General features: G+C 71.6%; 19 protein-coding genes and 2 pseudogenes. 11 read left to right on the forward strand and 10 right to left on the reverse strand.

Features of this window, described 5'->3' with window-relative positions; all coding sequences use genetic code 11:
- Positions 1-26 precede the first annotated feature (26 nt).
- A pseudogene (locus ACH5AC_RS14220) lies at positions 27-314 on the forward strand (GNAT family N-acetyltransferase); the annotation flags it as partial.
- Here the strand turns inward: ACH5AC_RS14220 and ACH5AC_RS14225 are convergent.
- The gene (locus ACH5AC_RS14225; protein ID WP_398862225.1) at positions 288-863 is read right to left on the reverse strand and encodes a GNAT family N-acetyltransferase; all 576 of its coding nucleotides are present in this window, start codon (positions 861-863) and stop codon (positions 288-290) included. The pseudogene ACH5AC_RS14220 and the gene ACH5AC_RS14225 sit on opposite strands and share 27 nt — an antisense overlap.
- A 10-nt stretch (positions 864-873) precedes the next feature.
- Complete coding sequence (locus ACH5AC_RS14230; RefSeq protein ID WP_398862029.1) at positions 874-1374, reverse strand: GNAT family N-acetyltransferase; 501 nt, start codon at positions 1372-1374, stop codon at positions 874-876.
- Positions 1375-1588: 214 nt separating this feature from the next.
- On the opposite strand from ACH5AC_RS14230, the pseudogene ACH5AC_RS14235 reads away from it, so the two are divergent.
- Positions 1589-2023, forward strand: a pseudogene (locus ACH5AC_RS14235) (hypothetical protein); the annotation flags it as partial.
- Between the two features lie 101 nt (positions 2024-2124).
- On the opposite strand, the gene ACH5AC_RS14240 reads toward ACH5AC_RS14235, so the two are convergent.
- The 6 genes from ACH5AC_RS14240 to ACH5AC_RS14265 form a co-directional block, all read right to left on the reverse strand.
- Positions 2125-2610, reverse strand: coding sequence for a hypothetical protein (locus tag ACH5AC_RS14240; RefSeq protein WP_398862031.1), 486 nt, complete (start codon positions 2608-2610; stop codon positions 2125-2127).
- A complete protein-coding gene (locus ACH5AC_RS14245; protein ID WP_398862032.1) occupies positions 2607-2933 on the reverse strand; it encodes a plasmid mobilization protein in 327 nt (108 codons plus the stop codon). The genes ACH5AC_RS14240 and ACH5AC_RS14245 overlap by 4 nt, the downstream gene beginning before the upstream one ends.
- 134 nt (positions 2934-3067) lie before the next feature.
- Positions 3068-3475: a peptide-methionine (R)-S-oxide reductase MsrB gene (gene msrB / locus ACH5AC_RS14250; protein WP_398862033.1), complete on the reverse strand. Its 408-nt coding sequence runs from the start codon at positions 3473-3475 to the stop codon at positions 3068-3070.
- A gap of 22 nt (positions 3476-3497) precedes the next feature.
- Complete coding sequence (gene murC / locus ACH5AC_RS14255) at positions 3498-4886, reverse strand: UDP-N-acetylmuramate--L-alanine ligase (RefSeq protein ID WP_398862034.1); 1389 nt, start codon at positions 4884-4886, stop codon at positions 3498-3500.
- Between the two features lie 89 nt (positions 4887-4975).
- Complete coding sequence (locus ACH5AC_RS14260) at positions 4976-5431, reverse strand: indole-3-glycerol phosphate synthase (RefSeq protein WP_398862035.1); 456 nt, start codon at positions 5429-5431, stop codon at positions 4976-4978.
- Between the two features lie 163 nt (positions 5432-5594).
- On the reverse strand, positions 5595-6470 hold the full coding sequence (locus ACH5AC_RS14265; RefSeq protein ID WP_398862036.1) for a pyrimidine reductase family protein: 876 nt from the start codon (positions 6468-6470) through the stop codon (positions 5595-5597).
- A gap of 37 nt (positions 6471-6507) precedes the next feature.
- Between ACH5AC_RS14265 and zapE the strand changes: the two genes are divergently transcribed.
- From zapE to ACH5AC_RS14285, 4 genes are all read left to right on the forward strand, one after another.
- Positions 6508-7626 carry a cell division protein ZapE gene (gene zapE / locus ACH5AC_RS14270; RefSeq protein WP_398862037.1) on the forward strand — a complete coding sequence of 373 codons (1119 nt, stop codon included), beginning with the start codon at positions 6508-6510 and terminating at the stop codon, positions 7624-7626.
- A gap of 310 nt (positions 7627-7936) precedes the next feature.
- Complete coding sequence (locus tag ACH5AC_RS14275; protein ID WP_398862038.1) at positions 7937-8518, forward strand: carbonic anhydrase; 582 nt, start codon at positions 7937-7939, stop codon at positions 8516-8518.
- Positions 8519-8616: 98 nt separating this feature from the next.
- On the forward strand, positions 8617-9420 hold the full coding sequence (locus ACH5AC_RS14280) for a slipin family protein (protein WP_398862039.1): 804 nt from the start codon (positions 8617-8619) through the stop codon (positions 9418-9420).
- An 89-nt stretch (positions 9421-9509) separates the two neighbouring features.
- On the forward strand, positions 9510-10880 hold the full coding sequence (locus ACH5AC_RS14285; protein ID WP_398862040.1) for an alkaline phosphatase PhoX: 1371 nt from the start codon (positions 9510-9512) through the stop codon (positions 10878-10880).
- Here the strand turns inward: ACH5AC_RS14285 and ACH5AC_RS14290 are convergent.
- Positions 10877-11230: an ArsR/SmtB family transcription factor gene (locus tag ACH5AC_RS14290; protein ID WP_398862041.1), complete on the reverse strand. Its 354-nt coding sequence runs from the start codon at positions 11228-11230 to the stop codon at positions 10877-10879. The two genes, ACH5AC_RS14285 and ACH5AC_RS14290, sit on opposite strands and share 4 nt — an antisense overlap.
- A gap of 133 nt (positions 11231-11363) precedes the next feature.
- On the opposite strand from ACH5AC_RS14290, the gene ACH5AC_RS14295 reads away from it, so the two are divergent.
- From ACH5AC_RS14295 to ACH5AC_RS14315, 5 genes are all read left to right on the forward strand, one after another.
- Complete coding sequence (locus tag ACH5AC_RS14295) at positions 11364-12224, forward strand: polysaccharide deacetylase family protein (protein WP_398862042.1); 861 nt, start codon at positions 11364-11366, stop codon at positions 12222-12224.
- Between the two features lie 39 nt (positions 12225-12263).
- Positions 12264-12443, forward strand: a complete 180-nt coding sequence (locus ACH5AC_RS14300; protein ID WP_398862043.1) for a hypothetical protein — start codon at positions 12264-12266, stop codon at positions 12441-12443.
- A 16-nt stretch (positions 12444-12459) separates the two neighbouring features.
- Positions 12460-13167: a peptidyl-tRNA hydrolase gene (locus tag ACH5AC_RS14305; protein ID WP_398862044.1), complete on the forward strand. Its 708-nt coding sequence runs from the start codon at positions 12460-12462 to the stop codon at positions 13165-13167.
- Between the two features lie 132 nt (positions 13168-13299).
- Positions 13300-14877 (forward strand): DUF692 domain-containing protein, encoded by a 1578-nt coding sequence (locus ACH5AC_RS14310; protein ID WP_398862045.1) that lies wholly within the window; start codon positions 13300-13302, stop codon positions 14875-14877.
- 303 nt (positions 14878-15180) lie between these two features.
- Positions 15181-16758, forward strand: a complete 1578-nt coding sequence (locus tag ACH5AC_RS14315; RefSeq protein ID WP_398862046.1) for an alpha/beta hydrolase — start codon at positions 15181-15183, stop codon at positions 16756-16758.
- Between the two features lie 46 nt (positions 16759-16804).
- Here the strand turns inward: ACH5AC_RS14315 and hemQ are convergent, their stop codons facing one another.
- A complete protein-coding gene (gene hemQ, locus ACH5AC_RS14320; protein WP_398862047.1) occupies positions 16805-17536 on the reverse strand; it encodes a hydrogen peroxide-dependent heme synthase in 732 nt (243 codons plus the stop codon).

The following is a 17536-nucleotide window of genomic DNA, read 5'->3' on the forward strand; positions in this document are numbered from 1 at the left end:
CGCCTGCCATGATCGTCATCTTTCCGGCCCTGCTGCAGGAGTTCGGTTCCACCTGCTGGGTCGCCCGGGCCGAGGACGGAATCCGCGGGTACGTCAACGGTCTGGGGCGTCGTCTGTACACGGCGTTCGCTGAAGCAGCGGAACGTCACGGTGCGCGGAGGCTGAAGGCGACCACGTCAGTCGAGAACACCGGCTCGATCACCTTCCATCGCAGCCTCGGCATCGACACGAAGACCGTCGACGACTACAACGGCCCCGGCCGAACCATGGTCGTCTTCCACCGAGACCTACCGCTCGACGTCTCGCGCCCCTGAATGGGCGGTGCTGGAGCCGTAGTTGCCGACGTACTGGCCCGACGACAACTCGAACACCCGCACTCGCCGACCGCAGGTGGGATTGACGGTCTCACGGACCGGACGCATCCCCAGTTTGGTCATGATCCGTTCGGAGGCGTCGTTGCCCACTTGAGCGATGCTGACGATCCGCTCCAGCCCCCGCTCCTCGAACCCGAACCGTACAGCGGCCACAGCGGCTTCGGTGGCCAAGCCCCGCCCCCAGTGGGAACGTCCCAGCCGCCAGCCGACCTCAACCGCCGGCAGCACCTCCGGCAAGAAGTGAGGCACCGAGAGGCCGGTGAACCCGGCCAGCTCGCCAGTGGACCGGATCTCCACGGCGAACAGGCCGAAGCCCTCTGACTCCCACTCCCTCTCCCATGCCTGGACCCCGCCGCGCGTCTGCTGTTCGTCCCGGACACTGCCGTCACGGATCCACCGCATGACCTCGGGGTCGGCATTGATGGCAGCCATGGGCACAACGTCTTCCTCACGCCACCGACGCAGGATCAAACGGGGAGTCTCCAGCATGACCATCCCATCATTCTGGATCACAAAGGGACTCTCCTCCTTCGGCCTCGGCTGTGCCGCGCAGTCGGATGCTCGGGCACAGGTAGAAGAGTTCGGGATCGCCTTCGTCCAGGCCGTGGAGCAGGCCAACGGGGCTCCAGCCGACGAACTGCAGCAGGCGCTGCATGGGGTGGTTGGAGACGTTAGTCGAAGTGAACAGCTTCGGGGTGGTGCACGCGGCTTCGGTGGCCTTCAGGAGATGTGTGCCCACGCCTTGTCGGCGGGCGGTGGGCGCGACCATCAACATGCTGACGAAGCCCTGCTCGAAGAAGGTGTACTCCAGCACGCTGTAGCCCAAGGGGCCGGATGCGTCCTGGGCAAGCAGGACCATGCCTTGTTCGCACCAGCGTCGGATGCTCACGCCTCGCGCATGGTCGCCCGCTGCGGCGATGGAGTCGATCCTGGCCAATCCGGTCCAGTCCGAGGCATTCGCGCGCCGTGTCACCAGCCCGCCGGGGTTCTCAGGATCCATGGGGTGCATCGTGGCAGCTGCGGGGGCGGGGCGCTCACCCATTGAGTTCGGCGGGGCTTCGTGCCCTTCCAGCGGAGTCGAGTTGAGCCACCCGGCATGCGCCGGGGGACTTCGGGTTGTGCAGTACGGGCCCCTCCCGCTGGCGTCTTGCGGGACACCGGCGGGAGGCGCGTTCTGGGTGCGACCATTCGTGTGTGCGGGATGCGGCGCCGAGTTGACCACCCCGCTGTCCCAGGTTTCACTGCCTGTCCACACCCGTCAGAAGTACGGGAACGGGGCCCAGCTTCCGGTGCTCATGCAATCAGGGGCGTTTGCCGTGGACCCGGACCCCTGGGGAGGGCCGTGGCGGATGTGGGACGAGATCGATCCGGGCGAGGCGGAGGCACGCGGCATCTACGCGCCGGTCCACGCCCTGTCCGACAGCACGCCCGGGGCGAGTGTCATCGCACCCGGTGACATCCGTGGAACCCGGCTGATTCCTGAGAAGCGCGGCGGTGCCTGCTGCGGCCTCGACGGAGCCGACGGGCCCAACGCGGCCTGCGAGGCATGCGACCTCCCCGTGGCGACCAGGGTCGACGACTGCTCGCTCTGGCAGGCAGTGCGACTCAGCTCGGACGCCGTGCACCGCGTCCCCGTTGACGGTATCCACTCTCGGCCGCATCGGTGTCCTTCAGGTCGCAGAAGGGCGGTCGGCCACACATCCTCGCCCTCTCGTCCTGAAGCGCACCGACCTCCTGCGGCATCCCATGGTCAGACGGCAACCACATGCACGTCCGGCGGAGCCAACACCGCCAGGTACGCGTGGATGTCCTCCGGATCGCTGGTGAAGATGACCGCGCTGCCGTGCCGGGCCGCGGCGAGGGCCACCCAGGCATCGACCGCGTCCGGCCGCTTCTTCGCCGGCTGAGCCGCCTGCCCCAGCGCGGTGCCGATGCGCCGCCAGTCGACCAGATCCGGGCCCGTGGCACAGGCCAGGCACTCCGGACGACCCGCCTTCGTCTTCCGCATCGGCGGCTCGGACGTACGGGCCTGAGGGACGGTGCAGTCTTCGAGCGCCCCCGACAGGGAGTGCACCAGCGCCGGACGGGGGCGCCACACCTGGGCAAGAACCGGGCCGAGCACGAGCGCTCGATGCGGGGCCGCCCGCAGTCCTTCATGGAGCGCCATCGCCTTCGCCTTGCGATCGGCGAGCGCGATGAGCATGCCGGTGTCATAGACCGGCACTCGAGCGCTCACGCGGCATGCCCCCGCCGCCGACCCTGCCGGTCCCGGCCGTGAACGAGCCCGAGGGCCTCCTCGACCTCGCGGCGCTCCTGCTCCGTCAGCTCCACAGACGCCTCAGCGGGCTCTTCGGGCAGGTCGGCCGCTTCCCGCTCCGCCCGAGCGATCAGCTCATCCACCCCGGCAAACTGTTCCTCTATGGCATCGCTCTCAGCCATCTGCCGGGTCGCGGCATGCACCAGGTACGCCGAGACGTCCATGCCTGCACGCTCCGCGTGCTGCCTGATGCGCTCGGCCTGCGCCTGCTCCAGGCTGATGCTGATCCGAGTCTTCGCCATACAGCAACCGTATGACGCGTATTACGGGGGGGCAAGCGGCCATGCCTCCGAAGCTCCGACCCACCGGCACGAGGTGCCCGCCGGACGCACCTGATGCCTACGCCCAGGTCCGCTCTCCCCAGGCGGTGAGCGGCTCAGCCCTCGCTCGGCCTCAGCCGCAGCGAGATGCTGTTGATGCAGTACCGCTGGTCGGTCGGGGTCGGGTAGCCCTCGCCCTCGAAGACGTGGCCGAGGTGGGAGCCGCAGCGGGCGCAGCGGACCTCGGTGCGGATCATGCCGTGGGAGCGGTCCTCGATCAGCTCCACGGCGTCGGTGTCCTTCGGGTCGTAGAAGGACGGCCAGCCGCAGTGCGAGGCGAACTTGGTGTCGGAGGTGAACAGTTCGGCGCCGCAGGCGCGGCAGGAGTAGACGCCCTCGGTCTTGGTGTCGGTGTACTCACCGGTGAACGCGGGCTCCGTACCGGCCTGCCGCAGGACGGCGTACTCGGCCGGGGTCAGCTCCGCGCGCCATTGCTCGTCGGTCTTCTCGACGTCGTACGACATGAGGCCAACCCCTAACTTCGGTTCAGTGCTGGGCGAGACGGTCCAGGATCTTCGGGCCGAGGTCCGTCACGTCCCCGGCGCCCATGGTCAGAACGAGATCACCGGGTCCGGCCATTCCCGCGACGACGTCCGGCACGGCGTCCTTGTCGTGCACCGGCGTCACGTCCGCCCCGGCCGCCCGCGCGGCGTCGATGATCAGCTCGCTGGTCACGCCCGGGATCGGGTCCTCGCGGGCCGGGTAGATGTCGAGGACGACCGAGGCGTCCGCGAGGGCCAGCGCCTGGCCCATCTCCGTGCCCAGCTCCTGGGTGCGGGAGAACAGGTGGGGCTGGAAGACGACGAGGATCCGCGCGTCACCCGCCGCCCCCCGCATGGCCTCCAGGTCGGCGGTCATCTCGGTGGGGTGATGGGCGTAGGAGTCGATCACCTGGACGCCCGCCGCCTCGCCTTTGAGCTGGAGCCGCCGCTTCACGCCCGTGTAGGCGGCCAGGGCCGGCGCCAGCCACGTCGCCGGGATGCCCATGGCGGCGCCGGCGGCGAGGGCCGCGACGGCGTTGTGCGCGTAGTGACGGCCCGGCACGGACACCGTGAAGACGATCTCCTGCCCGTCCAGCACCACGGTGACCTCGCTCTTCATGCCCTGCGCGACGACCGACAGCACCCGTACGTCGGCGTCCTCGGCCTCGCCGTACGTCACCACCCGCACGCCCTCGACCCGCCGGGTCAGCTCCCGCGCGCCCTCGTGGTCGGCGGAGATCACCAGCGTACCGCCGGGCACGATCTTCCCGGCGAAGGTCTCGAAGGACTCGTAGATCTCGTCCATCGACGCGTAGTTGGCGTGGTGGTCCAGCTCCACGTTGAGGACGATGGCGACCTCGGGGGCGTACTTGTGGAAGCTGCGGTCCGATTCGTCCGCCTCGGCGACGAAGACCGCCCCGTCGTCGTGCTGCGCGTTGGAGCCGGGGCCGTCGAGGTCGCCGCCGATCGCGTACGACGGCCGCAGCCCCAGCTCGGACAGGGCCACCGCGAGCATCGACGTCGTGGTCGTCTTGCCGTGGGTCCCGGCGACGGCGATCGCCCGGTCCCCCTCCATCAGCGCCGCCAGCGCGTCGGACCGGTGCACCACCGGAATCCCGAGCTCAGCGGCGCGGGCAAGCTCCGGATTGTCGTCGCGGATCGCCGAGGACACGACGACACAGCTCGCGTCGTCCGCCAGGTGCTCGGTGGCATGCCCGATGTGCACGGTCACACCGAGGCCCCGCAGCGCGTCGGCGGTAGCCGACTCCTTGGCGTCACTCCCGGCCACTTTGGCCCCCCGCTGGGCCAGAATCTTGGCGATCCCGGACATCCCGGCCCCGCCGATGCCGATGAAGTGCGGTCGGTCCATGGCGGTAGGGATGCCGGGTGCCATGCGTGATCTCCAAAGCTGCGGTGCGTACGAGACTGAAGCGGGCCCAGCCTATTGGGTGCCGGAGGTGCGCTCCCACCCAAGGTGGCGCACTACGCCTTGCTGTGCGAGAACAGCTTCAGCACCGGCACCCCCACCCGGTGCCGCGCACGAGAAGCCCAGTCCCGGTGGAAGAACTCCTCCACGTAATGGGGGTCGGTCAGCACGATCACCTCATCGGCCCCCACCTCCTCGACCACCCCCTTCAGCACATCCAGCGGATGATCCTCGACCAGCCGCCCCTCCGCCCGGCTCCCCGCGGAGCGCAACGCCGTGAGGGACACCTCCAGCGCGCGCTGTCCCACGCTCAGGGCGGCCTCCCCCTCCGGCGTCTCCCCTTCCCGTACCGCCTCGTCCAACTCCCCGAGAGCGATGTCGTCGATGGCCCGCAGCAACCGGTCGGCCTGCTCGCCGCGCGGCTGGAGCAGCACATGGAAGGAGACCGGCTCGTCGCCGTGCAAGGTGGTGACGAACTCCACGTCGGCGGACGTCAGGGCCTTCTCGATCATCAAAACGCTTGTGAACACCAGCGCCCCATTCTCCTGGGCCGTGTCCGGCCCCTGCGGAAACCATCCTTCCCCGTGCTCGCACGGGCGTCGCGGTCCTAGTCTGCCCACCCGAAGCTAAACGGAACGACACATTCCGTCGATTTCGGGACCCGGGGGTGTCGGATCAGGACCTCCGGTACCTGCTGAAGAGGAAACCGTCCTCTTCCAGCAGCGACACCAGCGCGAACCGATGCGGAACCGCCACCGACGGCCCGCCGGCGATCCGCTGCGCGTCCCCGGCGGTGAGCATCGGCGAGACGGTCAGACACAGCTCGTCGAGTACCCCGGCGGCCACCAGCTGCCCGAGCAGCCGGGGCCCGCCCTCGGTGAGCAGCCGGGTGTGCCCCAGCTCGGCGAGGGCGCGTACGGCCCGGGCGGGCTCCACGCCGACGCCGTCCCCGGCGACGACCACCCGCGCGCCCGACTTCTCCGCCGTCGCGATCCGGTCGGGGGCCGCCGCGGCACCGGTGAGGACCAGCGTGGGCACCAGCGGGGAGGTGAACAGCGGCAGCGAGAAGTCGAGGTCCAGGCTCGCCGAGACCACGGCGATCGCCGGAGCCGGCCCCTGCCCGGCGGCCGCGCGCCGCTCGGCGAACTCCGCACGCGCGCGTGCGGGCCGATATCCCTCCTGGCGTACCGTCTCCGCGCCGACCACCACCACGTCCGCCAGCGCCCGCAGCGTGCCGAAGATCCGCATGTCGACCGCGTTGGAGATGGGCTGCGAACGACCGTCGTGCTGGGCGGCGCCGTCGAGCGTGGAGACCATGTTGGCGCGCAGCCAGGCCCGGGGCTCCCCGGGCGCGGCCTCCGGGTAGGCGTAGGCGTCGGCCAGCTCGGCGAGGCTCCACTCGCGGTCCTCGCGGTCCTCACCGCCCTCGTGGTCTTCAGGGCCATGGCGGTCCTCACGGCCCGCGCCGTACTCAGTGGCACCCCCGGCCTCAGGCGTCTCACCGAGGTCCGTCGCCGCTGTCTGGTCGGTCACAGGGAACAGGCGTCGCATGTTCCGCAGTCTGGCACGACCCTTAGCATGGTGAACCGTGTCCTCCTCCCCCGCCGCAAGCTCTCCGGTCCCCGGCACCGAGGCGATAGCCGACGTGACCCCGCTGTCCCTGTGCACCCGTGAGCCGCGCGTCCCCGCGGACCGGCTGGTCGCCGAGATGGTGCCGCCGCCGCGCTTCGACTCGGTGCGCTTCGGCACGTATCTGCCGGACCCGAACCAGCCGAGCCAGACCGAGGCGGTCGCGGTCCTGGAGGGCTTCGCGGGCGGCCTCGGCGGGGCGCACGCGACCGGTAGCGCCAAGCGGGGGTTCTTCGGCTTCGGCCGCACGAAGGCGCCCAAGGTCCCGTCCGGCCCCCGCGGTGTCTACCTCGACGGCGGCTACGGCGTCGGCAAGACCCATCTGCTGGCCTCCCTGTGGCACGCCACCCCGGCCGATCCCTCCCTGAAGGCGTTCGGCACGTTCGTGGAGCTGACCAACCTGGTCGGCGCGCTCGGCTTCCAGCAGACCGTGCAGACCCTCTCCGGTCACCGCCTGCTGTGCATCGACGAGTTCGAGCTGGACGACCCGGGCGACACCGTCCTCGTCTCGACGCTCCTGGGCCGGCTGGTCGAGGCGGGCGTCGCGCTCGCCGCCACCTCCAACACCCTGCCGGGCAAGCTCGGCGAGGGCCGGTTCGCGGCCACCGACTTCCTGCGTGAGATCCAGGGCCTGTCCGCGCACTTCCGCACCCTGCGCATCGACGGCGAGGACTACCGCCACCGCGGGCTGCCCGAGGCGCCGGCGCCCTACTCCGACGAACAGGTGACCAAGGCGGCGTACGCCACCGAGGGCGCCTCCCTCGACGACTTCCCGCATCTGCTGGAGCACCTCGCCCGGGTGCACCCGAGCCGCTACGGCGCGCTGACCGACGGGGTGCGGGCGGTCTGTCTCACGGACGTCGGCCCGGTGCCCGACCAGTCGACCGCCCTGCGGCTGGTCGTCCTGGCCGACCGGCTCTACGACCGTGAGGTGCCGGTGCTGGCCTCCGGACTGCCGTTCGACCGCCTGTTCAGCGAGGAGATGCTGAAGGGTGGCTACCGCAAGAAGTACTTCCGGGCGATCTCCCGGCTCACCGCGCTGGCCCGCGACGCGAAGGACCTCGTCGCGAACATCTGATCGAGTGGATCACGCCACCGGTCCACCCTTTTGAGGCGCACTTCCGTCGGAAACGCCGCGTTAACCCTGCAAATGACTTTGCAGGGTTAACGTGTTTCTTGACCAGTTGTTGACCAACTGTTGGTACGGACTGGAGGCGTGGACCGCCTGACGGGAGGCGCACGTTCCGAGGTACGACGGCCAGGACCGCGATGTCGGTACGCGCTGCCGCGCCTGCCGCACTTCCCTCCTCTCCCCTTCCCAGCTGCGTACCACCCTGTCCTGTCCGTCCGACGCGCCTTCCACGGCGCGCCAGGAGGAGTCACCACAGATGCAGCCCCTCATCGACAACGCCCGTGCATTCGGACACCGCCCTGAGGAGTTCGCCCCGCTCGCGGAGGGCCAGTCACCCGAAGTCCTGTTCATCACCTGTTCCGACTCACGGGTCGTCCCGGCCCTGATCACCGGCGCCCGCCCCGGCCAGCTCTTCGAGCTGCGCACCGCCGGCAACATCGTTCCCCCCTACGACCTGCGCCGCCCCACCTCCGAGGCCGCCACCGTCGAGTACGCCGTGAACGTGCTCGGCGTCCAGGACATCGTCGTCTGCGGCCACTCGCACTGCGGCGCGGTCGGCGCGCTGGTGCGCGGCGACGACCTCGACGCCGTACCCGCCGTCCGGGACTGGCTCGCGCACGCCGCGGGCGAGCCGCGCGCGACCGACACCACGGATCCGACGGTCGCCGAGGCCGTGCAGAACCATGTGCTGACGCAGCTGCTCCGGCTGCGCTCCTACCCGTGTGTCGAGGAACGGCTCACCGACGGCCGGCTCCGGCTGCGCGGCTGGTACTACGAGGTGCACACAGGCGCCGTACTCGAGCACCGGGGCGACACGGACGCGTTCACAGCGCTCTGAGCCGGGCCTCGCCTCCGGGCCGCGGCATGGCCCCGGGCCGGAGGGCGGGCATATCGTTACAGCAGCGGACATTCTGGCCTCTCGTGGAGGAGGTCGCCATGCTGGAGGAGCTGCTGGGGGCGTTCGCGGCGGCCGGCGCCGTGGGCCTGACGTATCTCGTGGCGGCCGCGCGGGTCGTCAAGCAGTACGAGCGCGGTGTGGTCTTCCGGCTGGGGCGGGTGCGGGGCACCGTCAAGCCGCCGGGGTTCACCCTGATCATCCCGGCCGTGGACCGGCTGCGGAAGGTCAACATGCAGATCGTGACGATGCCCGTGCCCGCCCAGGAGGGCATCACCCGCGACAACGTGACCGTGCGCGTCGACGCGGTGGTGTACTTCCGGGTCGTGGACGCGGCGGCGGCGATCGTCAACGTCGAGGACTACCGGTTCGCCGTCTCGCAGATGGCGCAGACCTCGCTGCGGTCCATCATCGGCAAGAGCGAGCTCGACGACCTGCTGTCCAACCGCGAGAAGCTCAACGAAGGTCTGGAGCTGATGATCGACAGCCCCGCGGTGGGCTGGGGCGTGCAGATCGACCGGGTCGAGATCAAGGACGTGTCACTGCCGGACACCATGAAGCGGTCCATGGCCCGCCAGGCCGAGGCCGACCGCGAGCGGCGCGCCCGTGTCATCAACGCCGACGCCGAGCTGCAGGCGTCGAAGAAGCTCGCCGAGGCCGCCCAGCAGATGGCGGAGACACCCGCCGCGCTCCAACTGCGGCTGCTGCAGACGGTGATGGCGGTGGCCGCCGAGAAGAACTCGACGCTGGTCCTGCCCATCCCGGTGGAGCTGCTGCGGTTCCTGGAGAAGGGCCACCCGCAGGAGCTGCCGTCGCCCGCTCCGCCATCCACCGCCGACCCGTGACAGCTGCTTCAGGCGTGGTTCCCGGGGCCCGTGTGGGGTGGTAGACACAGCGGGGTCACTTCCCTGTCCGCCAGCAGGAAGGTTCCCGCATGTCCGCAACACGACGTCAGGTCCTTGCCCGCACCGGTGCCCTGGGAGCGGGCATCGCGTTCTCCGGAGCCCTCACCGACCTCTTCGCGGGCACCGCCGCCGCGCAGCCGCTCGGCGACCACGGATACGGCCCTCTCGTCCCCGACCCGGGCGGCCTGCTCGACCTGCCGGAAGGTTTCCGCTATCGGGTCCTGTCCCGCGAGGGCGACCCCCTGCGCTCCGGTGAGGGCCCTGTCCCCTCGAACCACGACGGCATGACGGCCCTCCCGGGCAGACACGGCCGCGTCCACCTGGTCCGCAACCACGAGAACCGCGTCACCGCCACCCACCCCGTGCCGGCCGTCGAGGGCCTCACCTACGACCCGGCGGGCAAGGGCGGCTGCACGGCCCTGACCCTGGACGCACACGACAACGTCCTGTCCGAACGCGTCGCCGTCGCCGGTACGGCCGTCAACTGCGCGGGCGGACCGACCCCTTGGGGCACCTGGCTGACCTGCGAGGAGACCGAGGACAAGGCCGGCACCAACGGCTACGCCAAGGACCACGGCTTCATCTTCGAGGTCGACCCCGCGTACCCGCGGCGCACCGGCGCGGTCCCGCTCACCACGATGGGCCGCTTCCAGCACGAGGCGATCGCGATCGACCCGCACCGCGGGATCGTCTACGAGACCGAGGACGCGTTCCAGCGGCCGTTCGGCCTCTTCTACCGCTTCCTGCCCGACCGGCCGCTGGGCGGCACGGGATCGCTGCGCGCGGGCGGCCGGCTCCAGGCGATGCGCGTGCCCGGCATACCGGACCTGTCCTCGATCCAGGAGACCGGCGCCTCCTTCGACGGCGTCGAGTGGGTCGACGTACCGGACCCGCTCGCCGTGCACACCCCGACCCGCCTCCAGGACTACGGCCCGAGGGGCATCACCCACGCCCAGAAGCTGGAGGGCTGTTACTGGGGCGGGCGCAGCGTGTACTTCGTGTCGTCGTACGCGCGCGGCTCCGAGGGCTCGGCGGCCGACCACCACGGCCAGGTCTGGCGCTACGACCCCGCCCGCCGCCGTCTCACCCTGGTGGTGGTCTTCGGCCCGGACACGGACGTCCGGCTGCCCGGCGAGTCCCCCGACAACATCTGCCTCACCCCCAGCGGCGGTCTGATGGTCTGCGAGGACGGCGACGGCGTCCAGCACGTGTACGGGGTGACCAGGAAGGGCGAGGTGTACGCGATGGCCCGCAACCGCCAGAACATCGGCACTCCGCAGTCGCCGGAGTGGGGCGAGTTCGCGGGGGTCGCCTTCTCACCCGACGGCGAGACGATGTACGTCAACTGCTACACACCGGGGACGACGTTCGCCGTGACGGGCCCCTGGCGCCGCCGCTAGCCCCGCGTCCCGCGGGGCGGTTCCGAGGCGGACCGCAGGTCGGCCAGCAGTTCGGCCTGGCCGGCCAGCACCCCGGAGAGGATCGTACGGGCCACCCGCAGCAGCTCGGCGATGTGCGGGCTGGTCAGCGAGTAGTAGACGTTCGATCCCTCCTTGCGGGTCACCACCAGGTTGGCCCGCCGCAGGACGGCGAGCTGCTGGGACAGATGGGCCGGCTCGATCCCGACCACGGGAAGCATCTCGGCCACCGCGTGCTCCCGCTCGCTGAGCAGCTCCAGCACACGGATCCGCGCGGGGTGCCCGAGTGTCTTGAAGAACTCGGCCTTCAGCTGGTACAGCGGCGTGCTCACAAACCGCTCCTCGTCGACGACATGGGATACATCCTCGCTCACCCGGTCCCCGGCGGACCCGGCCGGGTGACATCACCGGAGGGGCACGGGCCCGACCCCACGCATCTCGGCATTCCCCTCATATGGTCATACGGTGATCATTTCCGTACGTCGTGTCGTCGCCGTCTGCGCCGCCTGCGCCGTGGGCGCCGTCCTCGCCGCCTGCGGTTCCGCCGACCGGGCGCCGCACGCCGCCGGACCGGCCTCCACCTCCTCGCCGTCGGCGGCCGTGCCCTCCCGGCCGCCGACGCTCGCACCGGGCCCGGCCGGGCTGACGCCGGTGTTCCAGCACGCGCCCCGCGGCCGCGACCGGACGGTCGCGCTCACCTTCGACGCCGACATGACCGCCGACCAGGGCCCCCGGGCCGCCGCCGGGGAACGCTTCGACAACCCCGGGCTGATCGCGGCGCTGCGGACGCTCAAGGTCCCCGCGACCGTGTTCATGACCGGCCGGTGGGCCGAGGAGTACCCCGACCAGGCCCGCTCGATCGGCCACGACCCGCTGTTCGAGATCGCCAACCACTCCTACAGCCACCACGCCTTCACCGCCGACTGCTACGGCCTGCCCACCGTCCCCGAGCACCGGATGCGCGCGGACGTGGAGCGGGCCTACGCCGCGTTCCGCACGGCCGGGGTGACCGACGCGATGCCGTACTTCCGCTTCCCCGGCGGCTGCTACGACCAGCGGGCACTGCGCGCGGTGAGCGGCGCCGGGGTCACGGCCGTGCAGTGGGACGTGGTCAGCGGGGACGCCTTCGCGACGGACGCGGAGGCCGTGGCCCGGCAGGTGCTGGAGGGGGTGAAGCCCGGGTCGGTCGTGGTCATGCACTGCACCCGCAGCGCCGCTCCGGCCACCGAGCGGGCGGTACGGGCGATCGTGCCCGAGCTGCGGCGGCAGGGGTACCGGTTCGTGAAGGTGTCGGAGCTGATCGGGTCGGCGCCCGGGCGCGGGTGAGGCTCGTGCACGGGCCGCTGACGCTCGTACGCTGGACGTATGAGCGACGAGGACTACTGTCTGATCGACGCGACCCGGCCCCCCAAGGCCGACGGCCCGCCGTACGCCGAGTGCGTGCTGTGCCGGGAGCCGACGGAGTACCCGGAGTCGTACAAGGGGATCACGCTGTGCCCGGTGTGCGAGTGGCAGGAGGCCCAGCGGACGGCCTGTTCGGGCTGATCTAGGGTGGGGCGGTGTGAGCGAGTCAGTCAGTGACAGTCCGTTTCAGTCCGCGGCCAACGCACGTGATCAGGCGCGGCAGTTCGTGTTGCCGCTGGTCGTGCGGATGGAGAAGACGGCACCGCCCGCCCGTACCGATGCCCTCGAAACCGCCGCGCGCGCCGTGCTGCGCATGCTCAGTGACGAGCGGTCGGTCGGGGAAGGCGCATGGGCGCGGGCCCTGCGGGACTGGGAGGACGCGCGCATCCGGAAGGTCGTGCGGCGGGCCCGGGGGGCCGAGTGGCGGCGGGCGGAGGGACTGCCGGGGATCACGGTGACCGGGAAGTCGGCCGAGGTGCGGGTGTTTCCGCCGGTGCCGCTCGACGGGTGGCCGAAGGAGCTGGCGAAGCTGCAGGTGTCCGGGACCGAGCTGGACGATCCCGAGGCACCGGCGGATGTGGAGCCGGGGACTCCGGTGCTGTGGCTGAACCCCGAGGTGGAGATGTCCGCCGGCAAGGCGATGGCGCAGGCCGGGCACGGGGCGCAGCTCGCCTGGTGGGGGCTGCCTGACGAGGAGCGGGCCGCCTGGCAGGAGTCGGGATTTCCGCTCGCCGTGCGCACGGCCGCGCCGCAACGGTGGCGCGAGCTGACCAGCAGCGGGCTGCCGCTGGTGCGTGACGCCGGTTTCACCGAGATCGCGCCGGGTTCCTGCACGGTCGTGGCGGAGCATCCGGCGCTGCGGTAGCGGCCCGTGCCGTGGTGGCGGCCCGAAGCTCAAATGTTGCTCTGAAGGTGGGGGGCGGACGGTTCGGGGGCGGGTGGTGGGGTCATACCTCGGTCACCACTGAAGGGGGCTCTCGGGAGGGGGACGGGGACCATGGCGGGAGACGGGGTGCGGCTCGGGGCGGGGATCGGGTGGCGGCCGGAGATCGCGGACGCGGTGGAGCGGATGCCGGGGATCGACTGGGTCGAGGTCGTCGCCGAGAACGTCTGTCCCGGGCATCTGCCGGACTCGCTGGTGCGGCTGCGTGAGCGCGGGGTCACCGTCGTACCCCATGGTGTCTCCCTGGGGCTCGGTGGTGCCGAGCGGCCCGACGAGGGGCGGCTGGCCGCGCTCGCCGAGCGGGCCGAGGCGCTGAGGTCGCCGCTGGTCACCGAGCACATCGCGTTCGTCCGGGCGGGCGGTCCGCTGACCGCGTCCCCGCGGCTGGAGGCCGGCCATCTGCTGCCGGTGCCGCGCACCCGTGACGCCCTCGACGTGCTGTGCGAGAACGTGCGGATCGCGCAGGAGGCGCTGCCCGTGCCGCTGGCCGTGGAGAACATCGCGGCGCTCATCTCCTGGCCGGGCGAGGACATGACGGAGGGTCAGTTCCTGTACGAGCTGGCCGACCGCACGGGTGTCCGGCTGCTGATCGACGTGGCCAACCTGCACACCAACCACGTCAACCGCGGCGAGGACCCGGCCAAGGCGCTCGCCGAACTCCCGTTGGAGGCCCTGGCGTACGTCCATGTCGCGGGCGGCTTCGAACGGGACGGCGTCTGGCACGACAGCCACGCGCATCCGGTGCCGGGCCCGGTGCTCGACATCCTGACCGACCTGGCCTCCCGGGTCAGCCCGCCCGGGGTGCTCCTCGAACGCGACGAGAACTTCCCCGAACCGGCCGAGCTGGAGCGGGAGTTGGCGAAGATCGAGGAGGCGGTGCGAGTCGGCGCCCGGCAGCGGGGGACTCCGGCCGAGACGCCGATCCGCACGGCTGCCGGGCAGGTCGCGGCGTCGGACCTCGGTGCGGCCCAGAACCTCCTCGCCGAGGTGAGAGGCCCACGGCCCTTCGGCACGGGGGCGGGCACGACACCGGACCCCGGCACTGGAACGGGCGCGGTGCCGGATCTCTGCGAGGCCGCAGGTCCGTCGTCGGCCTCCGACGCGGGAGTGAGCCCGACGCCGGACCCCGGCGCGGGAGGCGGCGCCGCCGGGGGCGCATCGTCGGCCTCCCGGGCGGATGCGGGCGCGCCCGACGCCGATGTGCCGGTGGCCGGAGCGGGTGTCGGCGAGGGCGGCCGGGTGCGGTTGGCGCTTGCCCAGACGGCGTTGCTGTCCGCGCTGGTCGCGGGGACGCCCGCGCCGGAGGGGTTCGATCGGGCGCGGCTCGCCGTGCAGGCGCGGGCGTTGGCGGGGAAGCGGGCGGGGGTGGTGGCGAAGGTGGCGCCGGAGTTGCCGGAGATCCTGGGGGCCGGGTACCGGCCCGCGTTTCTCGCGTACGCCCATCTGCGGCCCCTGCGCGGCGGATACCGCCGGGACGCCCTGGACTTCGCCGAGCATCTGCTGCGGAACGTCGATGTACGGGACGTCCGTACGGAGCGGGCCCTGCGGGAGTGGTGGCTGGATCGCTCGGGTCCGGCTCCGAGGCGCCGCTCGCGGCTGGCCCGGGTGGGGCGGGTGCTGATCCGCCGGTGAGAGGCGTCGGCGAGCGGGCGTGAGTGTGCCCGGGTCGACACGCCTCGCGGGCCCGGTCGCACCCGTTCCCGCCGACCCCGCGCCCGAGCCGAGCGCCACGCTGCCCCCGGCCGCCGCGAGCCCGCCGCCGCCCGAGGAGCCCTGACGGGCGCCGGACCACAGGCGGAACATCACTCGGGGACGCGGGGCACGCCGGGGGCGCACGGGGGGCATTGGGCGCGACACCCGGGGCCGGTGCTTGCCTTCCCCCACAGCCGAACGAAACATCCCTTTTGTCGCCGCCGCGCTTCGAAGGGACACGCGATGAGAGCCGCCGCCCTCTATACGGCCGCCGGAGCCCTGCTCCTGACCAGCCTCACCGCCGCCCCGGCGGACGGCGCCGCCGGTGTGGCCGAACGGCACGGCACCGCGATCGCCGCCGCCCGCGCCGCGGCCGCCGGGATCACCTTCGGCAAGTGCCCCGACGCCTCGGAACTGCCGGTCAGCATGGAGTGCGGCACGGTCCGGGTGCCGCTCGACTACTCGCGTCCGGACGGCACACAGATCGAGCTGGCCGTCAGCCGGGTCAGAGCCACTCAGAGCGACCCGCACAACAGCAAGCGCATGGTGCCCCGGCAGGGCGCGCTGGTCTTCAACCCGGGCGGCCCGGGCGGCTCCGGCCGGTACTTCCCGCTGATCGGCCTGATGCCGCAGTGGAAGCGCATCGGGGCCGCGTACGACCTCGTCGGCTACGACCCGCGCGGCGTGGGCCGCTCGGCGCCGCTGTCCTGCCAGGATCCCCAACGCTTCTTCAAGGGCCCGTCGATGGCGCCCACGCACCCCTCCGAGACGTACAAGCAGGAACGCATCGCGCAGGCGAAGGCGTACGCGCGCGGCTGCGCCGAACGCGGCGGTGAGGCGCTGCGGCACATCCACTCCCTGAACAACGCCCGCGACCTCGACGTCCTGCGGGCCGCGCTGGGCGAGGAACGGCTGACCTTCATGGGCGCCTCGTACGGCACCTACTTCGGGGCGCTGTACGCGACGCTGTTCCCCTCGCACGTACGGCGGATGGTCTTCGACGCGGCGGTCGACCCGGACCCCGAGCGGATCTGGTACCGCAACAACCTCGCCCAGTCCGCGGCGTTCGAGGGCCGCTGGGCGGACTTCCGGGAGTGGATCGCCCGGCACGACGACGTGTACGGGCTGGGCGACACCTCGGAGGCGGTGCTGCGCAGCTACGAGCGCGCGCGGGCCCAGCTGGCCGCCGAGCCGGCCGGCGGCAAGGTCGGGCCCGGGCAGCTGCAGGCGGCTCTCCTCCAGGCCGGGTACTACGACGACTACTGGCCGCATCGCGCGAAGGCGCTGTCGGACTACCTCGTCAGGGACGATCCTCGGCAGCTGATCGCCCAGGCCGGGCCGGTCGCCGAGGCGGCGGCGGAGGCGGAGAACGCGCGCGCCGTCTACACGGCCGTGGAGTGCAATGACGCGCCCTGGCCGACGGACTGGACGGTGTGGGACCGCGACAACACGCGGCTGGCGCGGGTGGCGCCGTTCGAGACGTGGGACAACGTGTGGACGAACCTGCCCTGCGCCTACTGGGCCGCGCCCCGGCAGAGCCCGCTGAACGTGCGGGCCGGGCGCGGGGAGCTGCCGCCGACGTTGATCCTGGCGGCGGAGCGGGACGCGGCCGCGCCGTACGAGGGGGCGCTGGAGTTGCAGCGGCGGTTGTCGGGGGCGGTGCTGGTGACCGAGCGGGACTCGGGGACGCACGGGATTGCGGGCGGGCCGAATCCCTGCGTCAACGGTCACCTTGAGGCGTACCTGTTGGAAGGGCGGCTTCCGGTGCGGCGCGCCGCCTGTGCGGCGCGCTCCGCGCCGGAGCCGAGCAGCTCACGGTAGCCCACGCGGGGCCGCATATTGACACGGCCCCGCGCCCCCAAAGGCGTTACGCCAGCCCTGCGACCAGGTCGGCCACGGACTTGCGGCGGCCCGTGAAGAACGGGACCTCCTCGCGGACGTGCATGCGGGCCTCCGAGGCGCGCAGGTGGCGCATGAGGTCGACGATGCGGTAGAGCTCGTCGGCCTCGAAGGCGAGGAGCCACTCGTAGTCGCCCAGCGAGAACGAGGCGACCGTGTTGGCGCGGACGTCCGGGAAGCCGCGGGCCATCTTGCCGTGGTCGGCAAGCATGCGGCGGCGGTCCTCCTCCGGGAGGAGGTACCAGTCGTAGGAGCGGACGAAGGGGTAGACGCTCACATAGTTGCGCGGCGTCTCGTCGGCGAGGAACGCCGGGATGTGCGAGCGGTTGAACTCGGCGGGGCGGTGCAGCGCCATGTTCGACCAGACCGGCGTGAGGGCGCGGCCCAGCCTGGTGCGGCGGAAGAGGTTGTACGCCTCCTGCAGCTGGTCGCTGGTCTCGGCGTGCCACCAGATCATGAGGTCGGCGTCGGCGCGCAGGCCCGACACGTCGTACGTGCCGCGGATCGTCACGTCCTTGGCGGCGAGCTGGTCGAACAGCTCCTGGACCTCGTCGGCGTACCCCGCGCGGTCCTCGGGCAGCGTGTCCTTCAGCTTGAAGACGGACCACAGCGTGTAACGGATGACCTCGTTGAGGTCCTTGGCCAGCTTGCCCTTGTTCGGGATACGGCCGGACTCGGTGGTGGGGGCGTCGTCACTCAT

The sequence above is a fragment of the Streptomyces sp. NPDC018693 genome (assembly GCF_044391385.1).
Classification (GTDB): domain Bacteria; phylum Actinomycetota; class Actinomycetes; order Streptomycetales; family Streptomycetaceae; genus Streptomyces.

Bases quoted from the DNA above. Each gene is read 5' to 3' on its own strand.
- ACH5AC_RS14310 (WP_398862045.1), top strand. From the start codon at position 13,300: ATGGCGGGAGACGGGGTGCGGCTCGGGGCGGGGATCGGGTGGCGGCCG.
- msrB (WP_398862033.1), bottom strand. From the start codon at position 3,475: ATGTCGTACGACGTCGAGAAGACCGACGAGCAATGGCGCGCGGAGCTG.
- ACH5AC_RS14280 (WP_398862039.1), top strand. From the start codon at position 8,617: ATGCTGGAGGAGCTGCTGGGGGCGTTCGCGGCGGCCGGCGCCGTGGGC.
- ACH5AC_RS14225 (WP_398862225.1), bottom strand. From the start codon at position 863: ATGCTGGAGACTCCCCGTTTGATCCTGCGTCGGTGGCGTGAGGAAGAC.
- ACH5AC_RS14265 (WP_398862036.1), bottom strand. From the start codon at position 6,470: ATGCGACGCCTGTTCCCTGTGACCGACCAGACAGCGGCGACGGACCTC.
- ACH5AC_RS14300 (WP_398862043.1), top strand. From the start codon at position 12,264: ATGAGCGACGAGGACTACTGTCTGATCGACGCGACCCGGCCCCCCAAG.
- hemQ (WP_398862047.1), bottom strand. From the start codon at position 17,536: ATGAGTGACGACGCCCCCACCACCGAGTCCGGCCGTATCCCGAACAAG.
- ACH5AC_RS14285 (WP_398862040.1), top strand. From the start codon at position 9,510: ATGTCCGCAACACGACGTCAGGTCCTTGCCCGCACCGGTGCCCTGGGA.
- ACH5AC_RS14245 (WP_398862032.1), bottom strand. From the start codon at position 2,933: ATGGCGAAGACTCGGATCAGCATCAGCCTGGAGCAGGCGCAGGCCGAG.
- ACH5AC_RS14315 (WP_398862046.1), top strand. From the start codon at position 15,181: ATGAGAGCCGCCGCCCTCTATACGGCCGCCGGAGCCCTGCTCCTGACC.
- ACH5AC_RS14275 (WP_398862038.1), top strand. From the start codon at position 7,937: ATGCAGCCCCTCATCGACAACGCCCGTGCATTCGGACACCGCCCTGAG.
- ACH5AC_RS14230 (WP_398862029.1), bottom strand. From the start codon at position 1,374: ATGGATCCTGAGAACCCCGGCGGGCTGGTGACACGGCGCGCGAATGCC.
- ACH5AC_RS14260 (WP_398862035.1), bottom strand. From the start codon at position 5,431: ATGATCGAGAAGGCCCTGACGTCCGCCGACGTGGAGTTCGTCACCACC.
- murC (WP_398862034.1), bottom strand. From the start codon at position 4,886: ATGGCACCCGGCATCCCTACCGCCATGGACCGACCGCACTTCATCGGC.